The sequence below is a fragment of the Streptomyces sp. NPDC056061 genome, from assembly GCF_042266885.1.
Lineage (GTDB): Bacteria > Actinomycetota > Actinomycetes > Streptomycetales > Streptomycetaceae > Streptomyces.
In genome coordinates this window covers 1-21,017 of sequence record NZ_JBHJWQ010000052.1, presented here as the reverse complement: position 1 = coordinate 21,017, position 21,017 = coordinate 1, and the positions used below count along the sequence as shown (strand labels likewise).

Here is a 21,017-nt window from a genome sequence, read left to right as displayed (position 1 = left end):
AACTGGTGGGCGGATCCAGCCCCTCTGTTCACTGCGCAACCAAGTGGGGAACGCGAGCAGCCCCGGGGAACTTCAGGAATTCTCATCACGGCTGAGCGGGATAGGGATCAACGCGGCCGAACGACCGGTTGCGTGCTCACGCAGTGCTGCGTTCTCGGCGAGAAGCGTCATGATGACGGTGGCTGCCGCGTCGACCTGTTCCTGAAAGGCGTGACACTCCTCGTGGCTCCTGCGCAGCTTGCCGCGGAGCTCGGCAAGTTCTTCGGTGTGTCGGTGCTGCAGACGGCCGGCCGGGCTGGCCGCCGGGAAAGAGCCAGGGTGACTCTGTCCGGCCGAGGACGGCATGGCTGCGGCGGGCCGCGACCTGCTGTCGGGCCAGGTCAGCGACTGGTGCGGGAAGCTCGACCGGAACGGCGCCGAGGCGGATGCGAACGGTTCCGTCCGTCTCCTCAATGTGGCCGACGGTGAGGCGAGAGATCGCCGCGGGCCACTGGGCATAGAGAAGCAACAGCAGTCCGGCCAAGCGGTTTTCAGGCTTGAGAGTGTCGTCGTGCAGCAGGCGACGGGTGGTTTCCCAGCGAGCCTCGTCGTCCATCGCCTGTGAGGGGCCGTTCCATCGCTCGGCAGGAAAGCTGAGATCGCGGGCGATCTTCTGGGAAAGAGCCCAGCGCACGAAGTGGCCTGCCTCCCGGTGATGGCGGACATCGTCGCTGGTCATCCACCGTTCAAGGCCGGCCTGACGACGGGCGAGGAGCTTGGTGTTCGGACTCTCCTTGAGCCACTGGATGGCGGGGAACGGTGAGGGAGCGTTTGCCAGCGTGGTTGCGAGCGGTTCCTGAGTGCGCCGTCGTGGTCAACGAGGGCGGCGGCTGCGGTCTTTCTGCAGCTCACGCAGGTGTGCATGGGGCGTTTCCAGCACTTGATGCATAGCCGTCGTCCCGTCGTCCCATCGTCCCGTCGTACCACCGGGTGTCGGAGCTGCCCGCATTCAGCGCACTCCTCGAACGTGGTGGGGTCGGCGCGGTAGCAGCGGTTGCAGATCGGTCCCTCGGGGCGACGGGCGACGACGCGCTGGCCGTCACGGTGGCACCGTGCGCAGGTTTCGCGTTTGCGGCTTCGGGCGTCGCACGAACCGCAGAGGCGCCCCTCAGGGCGGAGTTGCCGCAGGTCAGAGGGGTTCTTTCTGTAGTGTGCGCATCCGGGACGGACCACAGGGTGCCCAGCATCGTGCAGGGCTTCAGCGAGCCGAAGCAGGAGCGGCGGACAGAGCGAGCTGCCTGACGTCAGTGCGTCGGGGTGGGCCGCGAGGTGTCCGGCCAGCTCTTCCAGGTAGCGAGCTGCCCCGCGGGTGGGGATCGGCACCGCGGTCACCAGCGCGGCTTCGGCGTCCTGGCGGACGAGCGACGGCAGAGCCGAGGTGAGGTGGCGCCGATGGCGGCGGTCGTCGCAGCCTCCAAGCGGGCTGCTTGCGCGGCGAGCCGGGCGACGGTTGACGGGTTCCGATGTCCTGGCGTCCAGGATTCCTGGAACTCAGCTTCGCTCCACGCGGTGTGCCGGGCAGCTGGTCCCGGATCCGTGTCCGGGACCAGCTGCCCGACGGTCCGTCACTCCGCCGGCTCGCGCTCGCCCGACTCCCGCTGGGCGACGGCCCGTGCGGCGATGTAGAGGCCCTCGCGGTTCAAGTGACGCGAGTAGCTCGCGTCCAGGTAGAGCACCGGTACGTCACCGGCGATCGACAGGAGCGCCGGGTAGAGCGAGTCCTTGATCGGCCCCGAGCCACCGCCGTAGACGTAGACCGCCTCGGTGGACTCACCGGACGCGGCCAGGACCTCGTCGAAGGTGGAGCCGATCGCCTCCACCAGGTACTTCACATCGGGCTCGACGAGTGCCTCGGCGCGCTGGTGGCGGCCGCGCTGGAAGGCCGACGGCGTGCTCTGCAGGAAATCTGCGAGCTGCTTGCGGCTGGTGAAGCGCAGATCCGCCTCGTCGAGGCGGTCCATGGCGTTGGCCAGCACAGTGCCGTAGCCCATGTCGAGCGTGCTCGCGGCTTCAGCATTGAACCGGCCGCCCGAGAAGACGGGGAAGTTCACCGTGCCCTCGCCGACGTCGATGCCGATGGTGTTCTTCACGGCCACCAGGTCCGCCGCCGTGACGCCCTCCAGTATCTCCGGCTCACGCGAACGCAGGTCCGCCAGCAGGGCCTGGGCCAGTGGCTCGCCCTTGTCACCGATCGCGTACTGCGCGGACGCGCCCTCGGCGATGACCTGCACGTCGAGGATCTCGATGCGCACCGAGACCGGGGTGCTGAAGTTCTTGATCATCACCAGGTGCACCGTCGGATCGGCCGAACCGAGGATCCCGGTGAACTCGGCAGCGTAGGCGTGGCGGCGCGCCACGAACTCGGAAATGGGAAGAGCGAGGCCCAGGCGAGCCTTGACTCGCAGCTCGTGATCCGGCAGCGAGCTGTTCTCGCGGACGTGGTCCCGGAGGGCCTTGGCCGCGAGCACGCCGAGCACCAGGACCTTGCTCAGGTTCTGGTCCGCCTTGCTGCCGTGACCGTCGTGGACCTCGAACTCCGTGAACTTCGAGCCGCGCACCGACAGCGCAGACCGGCCGAAGATTCTGCGGTCGCTGTCCCCGATGAGCGGAGTTGTCAGTGACGCGTCGAGACGGTTGTAGAAGTCGAGGTCGGAGTCGCCCATGACCTCGGCGGCCATGTCGTCGTCCAGCGGCACCTTGGGCGACTGGCGGGGCGTGGCGATCACTGCACTGGGCAGATCGACCTCATCGACGGCCGCGGTGTTCTCGTTGCGGACGACGCCCTTGACGTACCCGTTGCCAACGTCGATCCCGCCGGTGAGGTGGATGGTGGCCGTGCTCATATTGTTGCTTCCTTCGTTGGTGAACGTGATGTCTGAAGGTCAGCGGATCAGCGGCGGTTGCCGAAGATCTCGTCCATGTCCAGGGGGCCGCGGCCCGACGGCGGGGAACCGGGTCCGGTGCTTGAGTCGCCAGCTCCGTCGGCCGACGCCGGGCTCCCGGTGGGAGCAGCCTCAGGCCCCCCGGAAACGGCGGCATCGGTGACGACATCGGCCTGCGCCGCTTTCGTCGGGCCGTGACCGCCGCGTTCGCGACGTCGGTCCACCGCGTCATCGCGATACGCGGTGCGGCTCTCACCCACCCCGATCTGGCTGCTCTGGACGGCCTGCGACCCCTGCCCGAACTGCTCGGCCTGGTGCTCGATGGCGTGCCCGTCGGCGAGCGGGCGGCGCTGCTCATCGACGTCCTGCTGCGGAGGGCGGCCGCGGCGGGGTAGCTGCTCGACGGGGCGGTTCGCGATGTCGATGTAGCCATCTCGCTGGATCGACTCCCGGATCAGCAGCTGCAGCGAGCGCGAGATGTCGTGTTGCTCGTCCAGCCACCTGTTCGTCGACACATCGACACGCGGCACGCTCCAGCGTAGACGGCGCGGTTCAGGGGACGGGGCGGTCATCACGGACACCCCCTCGAGCCGCAGTGCGGACAGACGACGTGTTCCCAGGCATCGCGAACCGACTCCTCTCCATTGTGGTGAATCCCTCGGACTCGTTCACTTTTGCCTATCGTATGGCCTTTCGATGGTCTACGCAAAGGTCAATTGAGACCATAGAAAGGCCATGCGTAATGGGGGATTGAATCGCTGTCGCATGGCGCTGGTCCGCCCTCGGCCTCGCTGCCGCCGCCAGTGAGACCAGCAGAAGACCAGCGCGCCAGAAGGCGATGGGACGCCCAACGTCTCAGCTCGGACCGGCACAGGACCAGAAACGGGCCAGGGCGAGACACTGATCAGCCCCGTGGTGTCCCCGAGTCCGGTAGCCGCCCACGAAGTGACAACGTAGGGCCCAACATGTGACCACGAGCAGGCCATGTGAAAGACAGCCCTGACGCAGACCTGAAGGAGACCAGCACGAGTCCCGCAAGGGGCAGAGCCAGCCCCCGAAGGAAGTCATTGGTCACTCACGCAGGCAGGAATGACCTATCTGGAATCATTCGGGTCTCATGCCGGTCCCGTCTCGACCACGGCAAGACACGATCTGTCCGCGCTGGCACCAGGGGCGGTCCCGCCGCATCCAGCGCGACCAGGGCCCGTTCCGGCGCTCCCGGAGTCCCCGCATACGTCGGGAGAGCAGCAGTCGGCGGCACAGGAGACGGAACACCTACACCCAGGTCATGCCGCCGCCGGTGCGACGCCGTCCTGTTCCCTCTCGCTCCGGGCGCCCGTCGCGACGGGAATCGCCGCCTCGCGGACCCCGGCGCGACCCAGGACGCCGGAGGTACGGCGCTCTCTGGTTCCCAGGGCAGCCGGTCGTCGGGCCTGGGTTCTTCTCTTCCTGATGCGCCCACGAGAAGGCGCTCCGGCGTCGCGCAGGCGCTGCGTCGAGTACGACCCGGATCCGGGCCGGGTGCGTGCGAGAAGTGCTGGCGCACTGCTGAAGCAGCACCACGGCGATGACGGGTGCACGGCGGTGCCACGTCGTCGCGGCCAGCACGACGCGATGGTACGAGGATGGCCGCGGCCGTCGCATCGGTGACGCGACGACAGGGTTGTCCACAGTCTGAGTGACACGACCGCAGTGGAGAAGACCGCTGCGCGGCGACGGCTGCAGCGCCCGCCGCAGCATGCTGCGGCGACATGCCGGGACCGGTCCGCTGCGCAACCCGGCGACGAGGAGTCGGGGCCCGTACCCCCTTCCTCGATCGTTCCTCACGAGGCGACGAAGCGCAGGGGGTACGGCGTTGCCGCGGCCTATAGAAGCGCCGGACGACCAAAAGGCTCAATGACCAGGGGAAACAGCGCGACCCGTACCCCCGCCGCGCGGGAATGGGGGAGGGGTACGGGCCAAGAGGGTACGGACTGTTTCGCCTGATGTTCCAGGCTTCCGCTAATGCTCCAGCCGTGGAACGACGAATGACGACGATGAGAAGGAGAAGAGCATAAGGGAACCTGGCAACAGTGGTCCTGTGGACTCGTGCTGCGCTCGGCCTCTCCGCTTCGCTCCAAGGCACTGTTGGTCGGTACAGCCGACGGGTTCTTGACGGTCGTAAGCTCCCTCGTAGACCTGGCCGGAACGCCCCAGTGAGGTGTTTCGGGTGTCATGGCCCCACCCTCCTAGTGGACGAACTCTTCGCAGGAGAACTGCTTGATGGGATCGCGGCGCGGCCGCTTGTCCACAGAACTGCCAGCAGAGCTGGCACGGGTACCGGCTCGGACACCGAGCCCCCGGTAGGTCCGCACTCGGTGCCCGGGCATCTGCACCCGGAAGAACGAAGAGGTACCGCTATGACCCAGTCCCGGAACGAGAACGAGACCACCGGCCACGGCGGATCGACGCTGTCGCTGCCGCCGGTCTCGCCCTACGACACTGGAGAACGGTGCGAGCCCAAGCCCTGGATCCCCTACGGGACGCCCGTCAACGGCGCCTATCCCGCCGAGGACTTCGGCAAGGTCGACTTCGACGACGACGAGGGACACATCATCTGCGTCGTCTACGTCGAGCGCACGGCCGATGGCCAGCACACGGTCCACATTGACCCCCAGTACTCCGGCGACGAGATCAGCGCTGTGCTCCACCTCCCGTCGGGGGAGGTCCACCTGAACGGAACTGAAGACCACAGCCAGGAGTGATCATCCGACTGCCATCCACGACGACAGAGTCATTTCCGGAATCATTGCCGGAAAAGAGGAGCCGAATGATGATCACGGCCCCCACTCCAGGCGAACTCAGGAGGCGGCCTTACGATGACCGGCCCGTACTCCCATGTCCTGCTGATCGCCGGGGCCCGTTCCTGGGCCGACGAGCGGACCATGCGTACCGCATTCAACACGACCTGGCGCTCCTGGGGAGGGCCTACGGGCGTCTCCCGGCCGCTGCTCGTCTCCGGGCACTGCCCCAAAGGTGCGGACGCCATGGCCGAGCGGCTCTGGCGCGGAGCCGGCTTCGACGTGCTTGAGATGGCCGCCGACTGGGACACTCATGGTCACGGGGCTGGCTTCGTGCGCAACTCGCAGATGGTCGAGGTTGTCGTCTCGCTGCGCGAGCAGGGGAGCCGAACGATGTGCGCCGCATTCCTGGACACGTGCCGTAAGGCCGGCTGCCCCCAGGCGCGCAACCAGCAGCTCGCACCCTGCATCCCCGGGCACTTCTCACATGGCACGGTCCACTGCCGTTCCGAGGCGCTCTCCGCGGGGATCGAAACGATCGACGTCTTCCCCTCGCTGCTGACCTCCGCGGGCTGAGCCCGGACATGCGAAGAGCCCTGCAGCATCGTGCTGCGGGGCTCTTCTTTCCTGATTCGTTCCCGTTCGGACAGATGGTTCAAGACCCGGGTCGAGAGGATGAGCGGATATGCTCGGCATCCCGCGGCTACTTGTCCCGCTTGATCCCGTGTGCCTCGTCATAGGCCTTCTGAAGGACCTTCGGGATCCTTCCGAACTCTGGCACGTCGAAGTCGTTCTCACGGCCCCAAGCGCGGATCTCCTCGCGCTCCTCGGCGGTCGTCGCTGGGACCTGCTTCTTCTTCTCGCCCTTCTTCGTCGCTCTCCGGCCCTTGCTCACATAGGTGTTGAGAAGGTTCTGAAGTTTCTTCTTCTCCTTGTCGGTCAGATCGATCTCGTACCAGTCGCCCTCCAAGCCAAAGGTGACTGTGGCAGCATCCGCCTCGCCAGTCAGATCCGACTTGACGACAGTAACAGTTTCAGTGGCCATACTCAGGAGGATAGCTCACCCAATCGCCTATGGAGAAGCCACTCTGGATGACTTGCCGATAGATCTATCAAAGAAGGCGTAGGCGCCCCAAGAGTGCTGCTATATGAGCATTAATGATGAGTATTAATGCTAAAATCACACTACCGGCAGGTGCCCTTCTCGCCCCTTGCTGAACCGCGACCACCGACACCACCGAGAGGCCCGCCATGACCGTGCTCCAGACCGTCGACGACCATCGGCTCGCCGACGGCGACATCGACCTCTTCGCCTTGATGTGCCAGCGCCGCGGCTGGACAGACGAGTACCTCCGGGCGATCGAGTCGGCCGAGCATGACGAGCTTCTGGACCTGGAGAAGATGGTTGGCGCTCTGGAGGACGTCCGCGCCGCCGGGAAGAAGATCACCATCGCCCCCGACTTCGACATGGACGGCATCTCCTCCGGCGTGCTCGGCTACGCCGGGCTGAGTGAGCTCGGCTTCGACGTCGAGCTGCACCTGCCCGACTACCGGCGGGGCCACGAGCTCACACCCGAGGACGTCGCCGAGATCCACCAGAAGTGGCCAGACACCCGTGCCCTGCTCACCTGCGACGGGGGAGTGAACTCGCACCGCGGCATCGCTGCGGCCCGCGCGAGGGGCTGGATGACGCTGGTCACCGACCACCACGAGGAGCTCGAGCCCCGATCCACCGCCGATGTCACCGTCGACCCCTGCAGGATCGACGAGACCTACGCCCATACCGGGATCTGCGGTGCTCATGTGCTCTACCAGGTGATCGAGGCCTACGCCCGTGTGTACCGGCCCGAGAAGCTCTGGAGATCCGCCTGCTGCGCTTGTTCGCGGGCCTGGGCACCGTCTCCGACGTCATGCCCGTGCTGTACGAGAACCGGAAGTTGGTGCGCGACTCGCTCTCGATCGCCCGGCTTCTGTACGTCCCCGCCCCCCGGACGCTCCCGACCCCCTGGGGCAGACCCGACCCCGACGGTATCGACGTCGAGAAATCGACGCTCCTGCAACTGCTGCGCGTCGAGCCCCACCACCCGGTCTTCCTACGAGCGTTCGAGGGCTTCGCACTCCTGCTCAAGGCCTTCGCCCAGACGGGCAAGATCCGCGACATCGACAGCATCGACGAGGGGTTCTACGGGTTCTACCTCGCCCCGGCGATGAACAGCCCGCGCCGGATCGGGGCCGAACTTGAGCCCTGCTTTGCGATGTTCACCGCCTCCGGCGCCGACACGATGCTCCAGAATGTCCATGCGGTCATCCGGGGCAACGAACGCCGCAAGGAGCTGGTGGCCCAGCACATGCAGGAGCTCATCGACGGAGACCAGCCGCTCGCTCCTTGGGTGTATTTCTCGGACGCGTACGCCGGAATGTACGGCCTGCTGGCCAACCGGATGATGGAGCTCAACGGCCACGCCGTCGTCGTCGTCAACCGCCCGAGCGGACCCGGCGACTACGTCAGCGGCTCCGGCCGCGCACCGGACTGGCTCGACATCATCACCAGCCTCGAACCGCGCGACGGTCTCATGGCGATCGGTCACCAGCAGGCCTGCGGCGTCAGGATCGAGCGCGCCGAACTGCTCGACTCGCTCGTCACCGTGCTCTCCGACGCCACCCGCGTGACAATGCTCGGCGTCGGCCAGGACGTGGTCCAGGGCGACCTCGTGCTCGGCCCCGACGCCGACTGCGACGCCGGGCTCGACGACTTGCAGCCGCTCTTCGAGCTCGTGCGCCGGATCGAGTCGCTCAAGCCCTTCGGGCATGGCTTCGCTGAACCTGTCGTCCAGATCGCCATCGAGCCCCTCGGGCTGCGTGTCGACCGCATCGGCTCGGAGAAACAGCACCTGCGCCTGGTCACCAGGTCGGGCCTGTCCTGCCTGTGGTGGAACGCCGCCGAAGACCAGTACGACGAACTGAACCGCCTCGTGGCGCAGGCCAGCCGCACTGAGATCGGCACGCTGCGCTTCACCGCGAAGCTGCAGCTGAATACCTTCCGCGATGACACCAGGGTCCAGGCCGTCATCTCGGAGCAGATCGCGGGATCTGCCTGACCAGAGGAGAGGGCCGTGACCTCTTTACGGATCACACGCCGCCTGCTCGACGCCGGCTGGTGTGTCCTTGTGCCGCTCGGTGTCACCGTCGCCTACCTCGGCGTCGGGGTGGTCTCCGTCATCCAAGAGCCGATTCTCAGCACTGTCCTTGTCGACGGGGCGCTGATCGTGATCGTCGGCGCCCTGCGGCTGCTGCGGCCGCGCTGGCTCGCGTACGCACCGGGCCCGCGGCCGGCGTCCGGGACCCCGCGCTTCGGCCGGACCGTCGCGGGCTGTGCTGTCCTGGCCTTCCTCGCCGGGCAGTCGCTGGCCCTGTGGCTCTACACCATGGGCGGCTCGGCCGGCTTCGACGCGTCCATCCAATACCGGCAGGACGCCGGGGCGGTTCTCACGCTGCTGCTCGCCCTGGCCGTAGCGCCGGTCGCAGAGGAGATGCTCTTCCGGGGACTGCTCTACCCCCTGCTCCGCAAACGGCTGGGTACCACCGTGTCGGTGCTCGTCACCACCGCGGTGTTCGGCCTCGTGCACGGCAACATCGTCCAGTTCGCCTCGGCGCTGCCGCTTGCGGTGCTGCTGGCCCTGGTCTTTGAACGCACCCGTCGGCTCTGGCCTTGTGTGCTCCTGCACCTCGGCTTCAACCTCGCAGCGACCGTCATCCCCGCACCGGCACTGTCGGGACTGGCCAACCCGGTATCGGGACTGCTGCTCAACATGGCCTTCGCGGGCTGTGCGCTGACGCTCTGCCGGAAGATCACCGGCACATCATCGCCCGTCTGTGTGGACGGTCCCGGGGCCGACGGGCAGGGGGAAGAGAGCGAAGTGGACGTGCCGCGGTCCATGTGAACAAGGGAGGGCTCAGCGTGCGCGGAAGGACGATTCCCTCACCTTCGACCGAGGGCAGCCCACACCGTGACGACCAGCGGTCGCACGGCCGATCATGCGCGCCAGCGTGTGAACGCACTGCTCGCGCGCTTCTTCGAGCGCGCTGAGGTCGTCACCGGCTACCGCAAGATCGCGATGGGCGGGACCGAGGGAGTCATCCCCTGCAACTGCAACATCTCGATCACCTACGAGATGCTCTACGCCGTCGAGGCGCCCGACTGGGCTCGTAGCCGCAGTCCCGAGTCCCCCTATGCGGGATACCGGTGAGACGGGATCATGGTTGCCTTCAGGTGGCCCGCCCGCGCACTACGGGAGTCTTGCGCTCATCGCATGATGCAATGCAGAGAGACCGGAGAGCATCCCTTCCCACGGGGATGCTCTCCGGTCTCTCTGTCTTCACGTTCCTGCGCAGCAACATCTGGTGATGACCGCCACTTAACACCAGGACCAACGGTAGCAGCCGCGAATCATCCTATGCAATGCGTGACGATAGGCGAGTTAAATACCCCATGGATTCGCCAGAGAGGCCCTGTGAATGATGATTCGGCGCCCTGTCGAGAATGGGCCCGAAGGGCTCGCCATGGCCCAGTGCGGCCTCACGTCGCCGTGAAACGGCCCTGGGTACCCTCTCCGTACACAGGACTTCACGGGGTCGCCCAGGGTGCGAGCGGGGCTTCTGGGTGGCTGTGGTGTGGCCGGGTCTCCGGCGGAGTTGAAATATCCGCAGCACTCAGGTCGCCCAAGGAGGTGCGGGGCGGATGACCGTGAGGCTGTACCACGTCTCGTGGTACAGCCTGGATCTCCCCTCTGACCTGGGCAGGCGTCGGCTTCCGGCGCCCCTGATGGGGAGATGTGTACCACTTCCGTTCAGCTACGTGGTACAGCATTTTGCCTGATGGGCCAGCGGCTATCGGCGCCGTACCGCGTGTACCACGAATTTCCGGCCGTATGCATGCGCGTGAGGGAGCCTGATCCGGCCTGCTCGGCTCGCGGCTTCCTTCTGCTCTCCTATCCCCTGCGCGTGTATCCAGTATTTTTTTGATGGTACAAGTGGTACAGGGGGTATAGGACCCCTGTCTGACCTGGGCGAATTCGTGTACCACATGAAATTCTCCACGTGGTACACGCATCCTCCGGGAGCCTGAAATTCCAGCCCTGGCCTGGGGAAATGTCTGTACCACGTCTCGTGGTACAGCTCTTGATACCCTCGGGGGATATCTGCAGAGCGAGGGCGGGTTCGCGCGATCCGGCCCCGGGCGGTCGGTTGGAGGAACTCTTCCGGATCCGGCCAGAAGAGGGCGGGCGGCTGACGCCGCCCGCGGGTGCGCGGCCGAGTGCGAGAAATCAGCCACTCCGTGGGTCGTCCACTCCCTGGGGCCCTTGTTTCTCGCGCCTCGCCATGCGCTCTCGCCGCCCACTTCCGCAGAGGTGCTCCGGCCCTGCGGGAGGGTGCACCACCCTGTACGTGACCTCACCTGGTCCCTATCGATCGCCATGCGAGACCTCCTATCCTTCATCTATGTAATAGGAGCTCAACTCGTTGCAATAGATCATTCGAATGCCCTAGGGTTGAGGTCACGTTCCTAATCGATTACGAGACCAATCGGCTTCCCACCTACTGCCGGCAGGTGCTCGATGCGATCGAGAAAGACACACCATGACGACTTCCGACCCCCCTACGCCAGCATCCGCCGACGGGTCCGGGGCAGCCCGTGGAACGGCCCGGGCTGCCTCCTTGGCCGACGTCTTCAACAGCGTCATGGGCCACTTCCCCAACAGCGGCGACATCGCTCCGCAGAACGAAATCGTCACCCTGACCACGGCTGCCTACCTCGACCTGGTCGGCCCGGACCATGTACCGGTCCCCAGGGTCCTGGAGAAAGAGCTGCTGGCGATCGTCAACGGCGTCATCAAGGCCGAGAACTCCAAGACGAAGGTCGCCGCGGAGAAGCTCTCGATCTTCCGGACCCTGAGCTACTGGCAGGTTGCGCAGATCCTGCTGCGCCTGCACCACGTCATCCGCATCGCACCCAACGCCAAGGACACCGACCGCGAATATGACCTGCTGGCGATGTACCAGGCCACAGGTCCAAGCCGCGGTACGTACACGACCAGTGAGGATGACATCCGCACCACGGCGCGGATGTACAACACGCAGCTGACCCTCAAAGAGTTCGCCGAGGTCCTCGCCGTCCTGCGCGAGGACAGCCCGCGCCGGCACCAGTGTGCCCACCGAGACCTCATCGCCGTGAACAACGGCGTGTTCCACTACAGCCGCCAGGCCCGGGACGTCCACGAGGGCGGCAAGGACTTCTGCTTCGAGCCCAAGTCACTGCACGCCTTCGACCCGGAGCTGGTGTTCCTGGCCAAATGCCACATCGACTACGTCGAGGCCCCGGACAACCCGGTGATCGTTCATCCGGCCGACGGCACGACCTGGGACATTGAGACCTGGATGCAGGAACTCTCCGACGACGGGGGCATCCCCGAACTGCTCTGGGAGATCATCGGCGCGATCATCCGGCCGCGCGTCCGGTGGGGCAAGACCGCCTGGTTCTACTCCGAGCAGGGCAACAACGGCAAAGGCACGCTCTGCGCGTTGATGCGCAACCTGTGCGGGCCCCGCTCGCACACGTCGATCCCGCTGAGCGACTTCGGCAAGGACTTCGCGCTCGAACCGCTGGTGCGCGCCAACGCGATCATCGTCGACGAGAACGACGTGGGCACCTTCATCGACAAGGCGGCCAACCTGAAAGCGATCGTCACCAACGACGTCATCCAGATCAACCGCAAGCACCGGATGCCGATCGCCTACCAGTTCTGGGGACTGATGGTGCAGTGCCTGAACGAGTTCCCGCGTGTGAAGGACAAGTCCGAGTCGTTCTACCGCAGGCAGCTGTTCGTGCCGTTCACCAAGTCGTTCACCGGCATGGAGCGCAAATACATCAAGGACGACTACCTACAGCGCCGCGAGGTCCTGGAATACGCCCTGTGGTACGTGCTCAACCGCGCTGGTGCCGCCGATCCGGGCAACTACTACCAGCTCTCCGAGCCGGTGGCCACCAAGGAGGTCCTGGCCGAGTACAAGGAGGTCAATGATCCCGTACGCGCCTTCTGGGAGGAATTCCGCGAGCGGCTGGTCTGGGGCCTCGTGCCCTTCACCTTCGGCTACGACCTCTACAAATCCTGGTTCGCCGACGTCTCGCCGTCGGGAAGCCCGGTCAGCAACAAGCAGTTCATCACCGACCTGGTGGCCATCGTCCGCGCGGACCCGCTGTGGCACTGCCCGGACAAAAACCGCAAGATCCGGCACAACCACCTGATGAATGCCCCTGAACCACTCATCGCCGAGTACGACCTCAAGAAGTGGATGAACCCGCACTACAGCGGCTCGGATCCGCTGAAGAAGTCACAGCCAGCCCTGCAGGCCAACTACCGCGGACTGCTGCGGCACACCGGAACGACTGCCCAGACGGCCGGTGATCCCGACGCCGAAGACCAGGACTGAGCCACGCCCGGCTTACTGGCGCGCCACCGACACCCCGTACGGGCCCCCGCCGGAACCGGGCGGCTTCCTCCGGGGATCCGAAACCGGCCGTGATGGCTGGCACGACCGAAAGAGACCCCGTCATGATCACGCAGCGCATACCCGTCACCGCCGAGACCGCCCTGTTCACCTTCTACGACATCGAGTCGCTGGCGAACACCTTCACCCTCTGCGCCTACACGCCGTACCCCGATGGGTCGGGCTGGCTCGAGGTGTTCTATCTCGTCGACGACGCCGGCGACGGATCCAACCTGGCCGACGGCATCGACCACCAGCTGATGGGCCGCACCATCTTCTCCAGCAATCCAGGCCTGGCCGCCTTCCCCCGGACCCAAGTGCGGTTCCTTGACCTGCGGCACGAGGACAGCAACTTCCGGCTCGCCTACCTGGTCGGCCTTTCCAACGCCGACCAGGTCAACGACCTCACCGGCGTCTCGGGATACCCGGCCGAACTGCGCCCGGTCTGCGACACGGATCCCGGATACGACCCGGCGGTGCATCCGTTCCTCGCCGGCTACAACTCGATGAACTACGACACCACCATGCTGGCGCTGTACCTCAACGAGGCGTTCCCGAACCCGAGCAGCCGGCTGTTCCAGCCGACCACGGCGCACGCCATGCGCGAGCACAACGACCGGCTGTTCAACCAGGAGCACATTGAGTACATGCCCGGCTACCTCGGCTGGGACGGCCCGGCGGCCAAGATCCGGCGCGCCATGCTGCAGTCCGGCCGCCATCTGGATGTCGCGAGGCTCAATGAGCACCAGTTCAAGGTGAGTCTCAAGCGCTTGCTCGGGATGCTCGGCCGCCAGATCAAGGAATCCGAGAAGCTCAGCCACAACACCACCATCACGACCGCGGAGGACCTGTACGAGCTGCTGGCCTACAACGTCTCAGACTGCCTCGGGCTCTCACAGCTTTTCCGGCACCCGGCCTACGCGACCAACTTCGACCTCAAGGCAGGTCTGCTCGCGCAGTACTCCGAGACGGTCTACGCCAAGAACGGAACGGTGCGCCGCGACCGGCTGGTGACCGACTCGTCGTCGGCGAAGTTCGTGGGCCGCATTCTCGCGCCGTACACGGCGCTGGACGACATCGAGACGGTGTCATTCATGTACCCGGATCCCGAGGTCGCGCGAGAGCGCGGGGCCGAACCGGTCAACGTGCTCGACGAATGCCTGAGGTTCTTCGAAGAGAACGTCGCGCCCGACCCGGTGAAGCACCCCGGTACGACGCCGCCGCAGCGAGCCGCGCACGCGCAGTTCATGCAGGTCGTCAACTACTACCGCTCGATCGAGGGTCAGAACTTCAACGACTCCGAGGAGTACCGCGAAAGGTTCGGCATCCCCGCGAAGTCGCTGCGCGACGTGCCGAAGACGCCGAACAACATACCGTACTTCCGCGCGGACGCATCGCCGTCCTCATGCTTCGCGACGTTCTCCACCGGAGGCATCCACGGTGCTGAGGCGGACATGTCCGCCTTCACCACCGAGCGGATCGAGCATGTCGGGCAGGACATGATGCTCACCCGAGCGAAACTGGCCTTCCCTGACGCGAAGGACTTCCTGGCCGAGGCCAAGCGCCAGCACGCGATGCTCGTACTGCCCGACGGCACGGCCGTCGACAAGCGGCTGGTCCTGCTGGGCTCCGACCCGGCGAGGGCCAAGTACCGCAAGCCGAAGAAGGACGCCCCGGACCAGGCCGAGCAGCTCGCCCGCGCCCAGGCTCAGGTGCCCGACCCTGCGGACCTGCTGGCGGCCCAGCGGCCCGAGACCGAGGCGCTGCACGTGCGCCTGCCCGACGGCACCGTTCTCGAGGGCAAGGTCGTGCTGGCCAACACCACTGCGACCAAGGCCGCGTACCGCGACGCACCCTCCAAGAGGGCCCCGGCCCTGTTCACCGGGAAGGAGGACGGATCCACCAAGCTGCACCCGAAATTCGCGCGCACCAGCGCTGGCCTCGTCATCCACGAGGACTTCATCAGCTACTACCCGAACCTGCTGCGCAACCTGAGAGCGTTCTACAACCCCGAGCTGGGCGAAGACCGATACGCGAAGATCTTCTTCGACAAGGAGCGCTACGGCTTCGAGATGAAGCAGCCGGGCATCTCCGAGGAGGAAAAGACGCGGCTGAACACGCTGCGCAACGGCACCAAACTGATCCTCAACTCGGCCTCGGGGGCCGGTGACGCCGGACACAAGACTCCGATCCGGATGAACAACCGCATCATCTCGATGCGCATCCTCGGCCAGCTGTTCAGCTGGCGGATCGGGCAGGCACAGACGCTGGCCGGTGCACGGATCATCTCGACGAACACCGACGGTCTCTACTCCGTCGTCGGAGGCGAGAACGGCTTCGACGAGGCCACCAACAACCGCGTGCTCGCCGAACAGGAAGCCGAGATCGGCATCGAGATCGAGCCGGAGCTGATGTTCCTCATCAGCAAGGACTCCAACAACCGGCTCGAGCTGAAGTCACCCGGGAAAGGACGGACCGTCGCCGACAGCCCCATCATTACCGCCTCCGGTGGGACGCTGGCCTGCTACGCCGGTCCGACCCCGACGAAGTCGCTGGCCCACCCGGCCGTGATCGACTTCGCCCTGGCGCGCTACCTGCAGACGGTGGCCGGCAGGGGAGAAGCAGCTCTGGCAGAGCCGTTCGATCCCGTTCTGGGCCGGAAGATGATCCAGGAAGCGGTGGACCCGGACAGCCCCGTCCGCACGCTGCTCCTGTTCCAGAACATCATCGCGGCATCGAGGAGCTCAATCACCTACCCCTTTGCCTCCGACCCCGTAGGAGAGTGCGGTGACGATGACGAGGATGTCGATGCGGTGCTCAGCAACCCCCGGGCCCTGCAGATGGTCAACCGGGTCTTCATCGTCTACGACGGCACCGCCGGTGCCGTGAGCCTGCACAACGCAGGTGCGTGGAAGGTGAACCCGACCAGTCAGGCCAAGCGCCGCGAGAGCGGAACAGCAGGGGTGCGGCGCGACCCGATCGCCCTGGAGATCCTGCGCCACCACGGCTGGGCCAGGTCCCGTGCCGAGGCCAGCTCCTCCGACGGGCTCACCGTGCTTCCCGACGACCAGGACGTCGTGATCCGTCGGATCAACGGCATCGACCCGGCCTGGTCGATGACCATCGTCAACGGCGATCTGCAGACACTGCCTGCAGATCGGGCCGAGAAGCTCCTTGCGTCGCTCGAACTCGATGTCTACAGCCAGATGCTTGACGAGACGTTCACCAAAAACTGGCGCAACACCCCCGTCTGAGAAGCGCCTGCACCACTACCGGCCGGAGGGTGCCGCACACGCGACATGTACGTGGCACCCTTCGGCACCCCGAATCGCATTCAAATACCCCTGACAGATCATTCAATAAGGGGCGTAATGAAACATAGAGTCGAATTCGTTTCGTTTCTGTGTGAGAACCGAGAGGTGATCATGTGCCCGTCCGTACAGTCCGCCCCCGCTGGCAACCCCGGCACCCTCTGCGCCACTGTGAAGGCATCCCTCGGCTCGTCCCGCGTGTGGCCCGCCATCCTCGACATCATCCGAGAGCAGGGCCTCCTCACGCACGACCAGCTCATCGGTGCCTACCCATGAGGGTCGTCATGGAGCCGGACCCCCAGATCCTCCGACACCGGCATCCGTACCCGTCTCAGGGAGCCCGACTGCGCTGGCCTCATGGCCGCCGACGAAGAACAAGAATGTTTGCAGCTTCCGCAACACCGCGAAGCGGTGGATCGCTGTCGCCTCCGTCTTCGTCCTACGACTCGGACACGATGCCACTCTGCTTCGAGGACGGCGGTATGCCCAGCCGCAGCCACGAGGCCGCTGCCGAGGAGAGCTGAACTCGATGTCCGGGCACACCGATCCGACAGGATTGTCCTCGGCCGAGGGCGACAAATACCTCGGCGAGCTCGGCCGGGCGGGACGCGTGGGCCCCGTAGTTCCACGTCGCCCACGCCAAATGGGAGCGAAGGGAAGACCAGTGAGTCTCTACACCTCCGAGCGCGAGAAGCGCGTCGAGCGCTACCTGCTGACGCGGTGCCGCGAGCTCGGTTTGCTGTGCATGAAGTTCACCTCCCCAGCGCGCGGGGGAGTGCCTGACCGCATCGTCGTCTCACACTCGGGGACCGTCTTCGTCGAGGTCAAACGCCCCGGCGGAATCCTCGAACCCCGGCAACGCGCGGTGCACGCCAAGCTGCGCCGCTTCGGGGCCGTGGTCTACGTCGTCGACGACGAGTCCAGCGTCGACGCATTGACCAACCGCCTGGCCGGCGGCGGACGTCGCGGGCCGGCAACAGCAGAGGGAAGCACCATGACTGTCGCCGACGCGGCCGCAGCCACCACGACCGTCACCGGACAACAGCAGTGCGAGACCACGGACTCCGGGGCGAGCCGCCAGGAGCACACCGCCGCCGGTGACACCGACCAGAGCCAGCCGCGATAGAGAACCGCGTGAGCCAGGTCAACGGGTGTCGGTCCGGGTCGTTCCCGCGTATGACCCGCAGCAACCTGGTGACCTTCGGTCAGAAAGCCAGAGACCGCATCATCGACGCGGTGGCGATCGGCTGCATCTCCTCCCGGGGTCACTGCACCTCGCGCAACAACACCGGCAGTACGGCATGCAGCCCGCGCGACATGGCCGCGTCCAACATGTCCGCGCAGAACGCCCGTGACGGCATGTGCCGACTGACGGCCGGGCGCCGCTGCATCACGGGGCCGTCGGCGTCCGGCCGGACGGCGTGCCCGCCGCAGCGAATGGCTCGCGGCCCAGGCCTGCGGCGAGCGTCGTGCGGCGTTCTCACGGTGGTTCGGCGATCTCGCCGGAGGGCTGCCCGCGGACCAGCTGCCCGGCGCTGATTTCGACGAAGCCGGTCCGCCGTCGGTCCAGGCCGTACAGGGCCCGGCGCAAGCGCCGGCGGGGGCAACCCCGGTGGAGAACGGCCAAGGGCCCGAGCGCCGGCCCCAGTCTTCGGCAGGCGCGGCCGACGCGGCATGGCATGCGCAGGAATCAGGAATTGGCATGTCGGCATCAAGAGAATCCGTCGAGGCGCCGACCGTCAGTATCGAGGATCCGGAAGAGGTCCTACGGCATGTGCGCATCACTCTCCGCCATGAAGACCCCCGCATCACCCAGCTTGAACGCAGAGTCACCGAGCTCCAAAAAGTGCCCGCGGAGGAGAAGCGGCGCGCCGACGAGGCCGAGACCCGGCTGCCCCGCGCCCGGGAAGCAGCCAGCGCCTGACCCCGCAGCCGAAACCACCGCACCCCAGACTCCGAGACGAAGAGGAGGTCCGCCATGACCACGACCCCTGCCTCCCCGCACACCGCAGGTCACCCCGGCCCCGTGACGCTGCTGCCGCACCAGCAGCAAATCCACGACTTCCTCGTCGACCGTCCCTTCGCCGGCGCATGGGTCCCCGTGGGTGGCATGAAGACGCTCAGCACCCTTGCGGTGCTGCAGACGGTGCGCCCGCTCGGGCACATACTCGTCATCGCCCCGATCGCAATCGCACGCTCCACCTGGATCGACGAGATCGAGAAGTGGGACTTCCCGATCCGTACGAAGTCCCTCATCGTCAACGAGAGCGACAAGAAGCTCTCCAAGCAGAAACGCCTGGAGCACTTCCAGCAGGTCTTCTCCGACCCGCCGACGATGTACTTCGTCAACCAGGAACTGCTCACCCAGCCCTCTCAGAGAATCCGGCTTATCGAGCCGGTGCCCGGGGCAACGACAGCCCCCGTCCTCACCGAAGTCTCCCCGGAGGCCCGCGGCGTGCTGAGCACGCTCGTCACCTCCGGGCCCGTCACCCAGGACGAACTCGTCCAGGCCTGCCGTGCCGCCGCGACCGCCACCGGCAGGCACGCACCGGCAAAGTCCAGGGTCGTCTCCTGGATCCAGGAGCTGACCAAGGCATCCCTTGTGACCCGCGAGCACCACGAGTGCCGCGCCTGCGAGGGCTCGGGCTGCGCCCAGTGCCGTTTCGGCCTGGTCGACCAGATGCCCGTCCAGCCGGTCGCCGGTCCGGACGGCAAGTACCGGGACACCATCATCTGGCCATTCCAGACGGTGATCATCGACGAGTCCCAGGGCTTCAAGTCGCATTCGTCAGAGCGCTTCAAGGCCCTCAAGGCCGTTCGCCCGGCGATCACCCGGCTCATCGAACTGACCGGCACACCCGCCCCCAACGGACTGCACGACCTGTGGAGCCAGATCTACCTGCTCGACCAGGGCGAAGCGCTGGGCAAGGACATCACCGAATTCCGCAGTCGGTGGTTCATCCCGAAGATGGTGCCCGGCACCACGACGCCGGCGAAGTGGATCCCCACGCCCAACGCCGAGCAGGAGATCCACCAGGCCATCGCACACCTGGCGATGAGCGTGCAGAACACGACGCTGGTCCTGCCCCCGCTGACCATTCAGAACGTGAACGTCACGCTCCCTCCGGACCTCATGCAGGCATACAAGGAGTTCAAGCGCGACCTCATTCTCGACATAGTGAAGACCTACCTCGACGAGGACGGCCAGCTCACACAGAGCGTCGAATCGATCGTCGCCGACACTCAGGCGGTACTCACCAGCAAGCTTGCGCAGTTCGCGTCGGGCACGCTCTACACGGCCGATCCCGACGACCCGTCGACCAAGGGCCAGTACGAGGTCATCCACGACAAGAAGCTCGAAATGGCCGAGTACCTGGTACGCAACAACGGTGGCGAGCCGGTGCTGATCGCCTACCACTTCAAGTCGGACAAGGAGCAGCTGCTCGCACGGTTCACCAAGGCGGGCATCGACGCGCAAGCTCTCGACGGCTCGCGCGACATGGTCCGCCGGTGGAACGCCAAGCAGATTCCCGTGATGCTGCTGCACCCGGCCGCGGCCGGCCACGGCCTGAATCTGCAGCACGGCGGTGCGGCGATGATCTGGTACACCCTGCCGTTCTCGCTTGAGCACTACATGCAGACCAACGGCCGTCTTCACCGCCCCGGCCAGCAGCAGCCGGTGATCATCTACCGGCTCATCACCAAGGGCACCCAGGACGAGCGCATGCCCGGCGTGCTCGCTGAAAAGCAGCAGACCCAGGACAACCTCCTCAAAGCCGTATCCGGAGACTTCCTGCTGCTCGATGCCCTGCAGAAGGAGATTCAGGACGATCTCAACGACCTCTGGATCTCCGAGCGTGTCTGAATGCCCCATGCCATCGGCGACGGCCCGACAATCCGACGCCCGGGAAGTGCGCATGACCATGACGCACTTCCGCTGGGCCGTCATGTACCCGGGCCATTGCCTCTCAGCTGATGACACCTGGGACTTCGAGCCACAACCTTCGTCGTGCGACGAGGACTTCCTGCGCCGCCTCCGGCTCTCCCGCGATGGGGCGCTGCGTCTGGCCGCTCAGACCGCCGACCACGTGAAGTTCAACGGCCGAACGTTCGCCCAGTGGGCAGAGCGCTGAGATTCCGGGGCGGTGCACGGCGCAGTCCGAGGGAGCCGTCCCGGGGTCCATCTCGAGTACCACGCACGAATCCAGGAGAACCTCATGGAGGAGCTCACCAGCGCTGGCGTCGCAGTCCTGCCGGCGCTGACCTTTACTGCCGGGGAGCTGCGATGACGGCGCGCAGCGATCAGACCGAGGCAAAGTACGACTCGTGGGACGATCTCGTCGCAGCGGAGGCAAACGGCTATTCTGAAGTTTCCCCGTGATGTTGGACACGTGTTCGTTATGCCGCGAGGGCGTGTTGGTGCCGCTGCCTGGTCTCGGCTGGGGTCAGGTAGCCGAAGA

17 protein-coding genes and 1 pseudogene are annotated in these 21,017 nt (G+C 66.0%); 14 read left to right on the top strand and 4 right to left on the bottom strand.

The annotated features are described in order from the left end of the window. Positions 1-72: 72 nt before the first annotated feature. The gene (locus ACFC79_RS36575) at positions 73-345 is read right to left on the bottom strand and encodes a hypothetical protein (RefSeq protein ID WP_376249362.1); all 273 of its coding nucleotides are present in this window, start codon (positions 343-345) and stop codon (positions 73-75) included. On the opposite strand from ACFC79_RS36575, the gene ACFC79_RS36570 reads away from it, so the two are divergent. Next, a complete protein-coding gene (locus ACFC79_RS36570) occupies positions 344-604 on the top strand; it encodes a hypothetical protein (protein ID WP_376249361.1) in 261 nt (86 codons plus the stop codon). The two genes, ACFC79_RS36575 and ACFC79_RS36570, sit on opposite strands and share 2 nt — an antisense overlap. Before the next feature lie 1,000 nt (positions 605-1,604). Here ACFC79_RS36570 and ACFC79_RS36565 read toward each other — a convergent pair. Both ACFC79_RS36565 and ACFC79_RS36560 read right to left on the bottom strand, forming a co-directional pair. Continuing rightward, entirely contained in the window at positions 1,605-2,882 is a 1,278-nt protein-coding gene (locus ACFC79_RS36565) for a hypothetical protein (protein WP_376249359.1), read from the bottom strand. Between the two features lie 47 nt (positions 2,883-2,929). Beyond that, positions 2,930-3,496, bottom strand: coding sequence for a hypothetical protein (locus ACFC79_RS36560; protein WP_376249358.1), 567 nt, complete (start codon positions 3,494-3,496; stop codon positions 2,930-2,932). A gap of 1,824 nt (positions 3,497-5,320) precedes the next feature. Between ACFC79_RS36560 and ACFC79_RS36555 the strand changes: the two genes are divergently transcribed. Both ACFC79_RS36555 and ACFC79_RS36550 read left to right on the top strand, forming a co-directional pair. Beyond that, positions 5,321-5,665 (top strand): hypothetical protein, encoded by a 345-nt coding sequence (locus ACFC79_RS36555; RefSeq protein WP_376249356.1) that lies wholly within the window; start codon positions 5,321-5,323, stop codon positions 5,663-5,665. A 114-nt stretch (positions 5,666-5,779) separates the two neighbouring features. Beyond that, complete coding sequence (locus ACFC79_RS36550; protein WP_376249355.1) at positions 5,780-6,277, top strand: SLOG family protein; 498 nt, start codon at positions 5,780-5,782, stop codon at positions 6,275-6,277. A gap of 127 nt (positions 6,278-6,404) precedes the next feature. On the opposite strand, the gene ACFC79_RS36545 is transcribed toward ACFC79_RS36550, so the two are convergent. Continuing rightward, entirely contained in the window at positions 6,405-6,746 is a 342-nt protein-coding gene (locus ACFC79_RS36545; protein ID WP_376249354.1) for an Lsr2 family protein, read from the bottom strand. Between the two features lie 206 nt (positions 6,747-6,952). Between ACFC79_RS36545 and ACFC79_RS36540 the strand changes: the two are divergent. From ACFC79_RS36540 to ACFC79_RS36490, 11 genes and pseudogenes are all read left to right on the top strand, one after another. Beyond that, positions 6,953-7,480 (top strand): annotated as a pseudogene (locus ACFC79_RS36540) (DHH family phosphoesterase); the annotation flags it as partial. Positions 7,481-7,578: 98 nt separating this feature from the next. Then, the gene (locus ACFC79_RS36535; RefSeq protein WP_376249353.1) at positions 7,579-8,799 is read left to right on the top strand and encodes a hypothetical protein; all 1,221 of its coding nucleotides are present in this window, start codon (positions 7,579-7,581) and stop codon (positions 8,797-8,799) included. Positions 8,800-8,814: 15 nt separating this feature from the next. Continuing rightward, a complete protein-coding gene (locus ACFC79_RS36530) occupies positions 8,815-9,642 on the top strand; it encodes a lysostaphin resistance A-like protein (RefSeq protein WP_376249351.1) in 828 nt (275 codons plus the stop codon). 66 nt (positions 9,643-9,708) lie between these two features. Then, positions 9,709-9,948, top strand: coding sequence for a hypothetical protein (locus ACFC79_RS36525; protein ID WP_376249349.1), 240 nt, complete (start codon positions 9,709-9,711; stop codon positions 9,946-9,948). A gap of 1,468 nt (positions 9,949-11,416) precedes the next feature. Then, the gene (locus tag ACFC79_RS36520; protein ID WP_376249348.1) at positions 11,417-13,189 is read left to right on the top strand and encodes a phage/plasmid primase, P4 family; all 1,773 of its coding nucleotides are present in this window, start codon (positions 11,417-11,419) and stop codon (positions 13,187-13,189) included. 122 nt (positions 13,190-13,311) lie between these two features. Beyond that, a complete protein-coding gene (locus ACFC79_RS36515) occupies positions 13,312-16,500 on the top strand; it encodes a hypothetical protein (protein ID WP_376249346.1) in 3,189 nt (1,062 codons plus the stop codon). A gap of 171 nt (positions 16,501-16,671) precedes the next feature. Further along, entirely contained in the window at positions 16,672-16,833 is a 162-nt protein-coding gene (locus ACFC79_RS36510; protein ID WP_376249345.1) for a hypothetical protein, read from the top strand. 388 nt (positions 16,834-17,221) lie between these two features. Then, the gene (locus ACFC79_RS36505; protein WP_376249344.1) at positions 17,222-17,683 is read left to right on the top strand and encodes a hypothetical protein; all 462 of its coding nucleotides are present in this window, start codon (positions 17,222-17,224) and stop codon (positions 17,681-17,683) included. 576 nt (positions 17,684-18,259) lie between these two features. Then, positions 18,260-18,481, top strand: coding sequence for a hypothetical protein (locus ACFC79_RS36500; RefSeq protein ID WP_376249343.1), 222 nt, complete (start codon positions 18,260-18,262; stop codon positions 18,479-18,481). Between the two features lie 54 nt (positions 18,482-18,535). Continuing rightward, positions 18,536-20,422 carry an SNF2-related protein gene (locus tag ACFC79_RS36495; protein WP_376249341.1) on the top strand — a complete coding sequence of 629 codons (1,887 nt, stop codon included), beginning with the start codon at positions 18,536-18,538 and terminating at the stop codon, positions 20,420-20,422. 52 nt (positions 20,423-20,474) lie between these two features. After that, positions 20,475-20,690 carry a hypothetical protein gene (locus tag ACFC79_RS36490; RefSeq protein ID WP_376249339.1) on the top strand — a complete coding sequence of 72 codons (216 nt, stop codon included), beginning with the start codon at positions 20,475-20,477 and terminating at the stop codon, positions 20,688-20,690. The last annotated feature ends 327 nt before the right edge of the window (positions 20,691-21,017 follow it).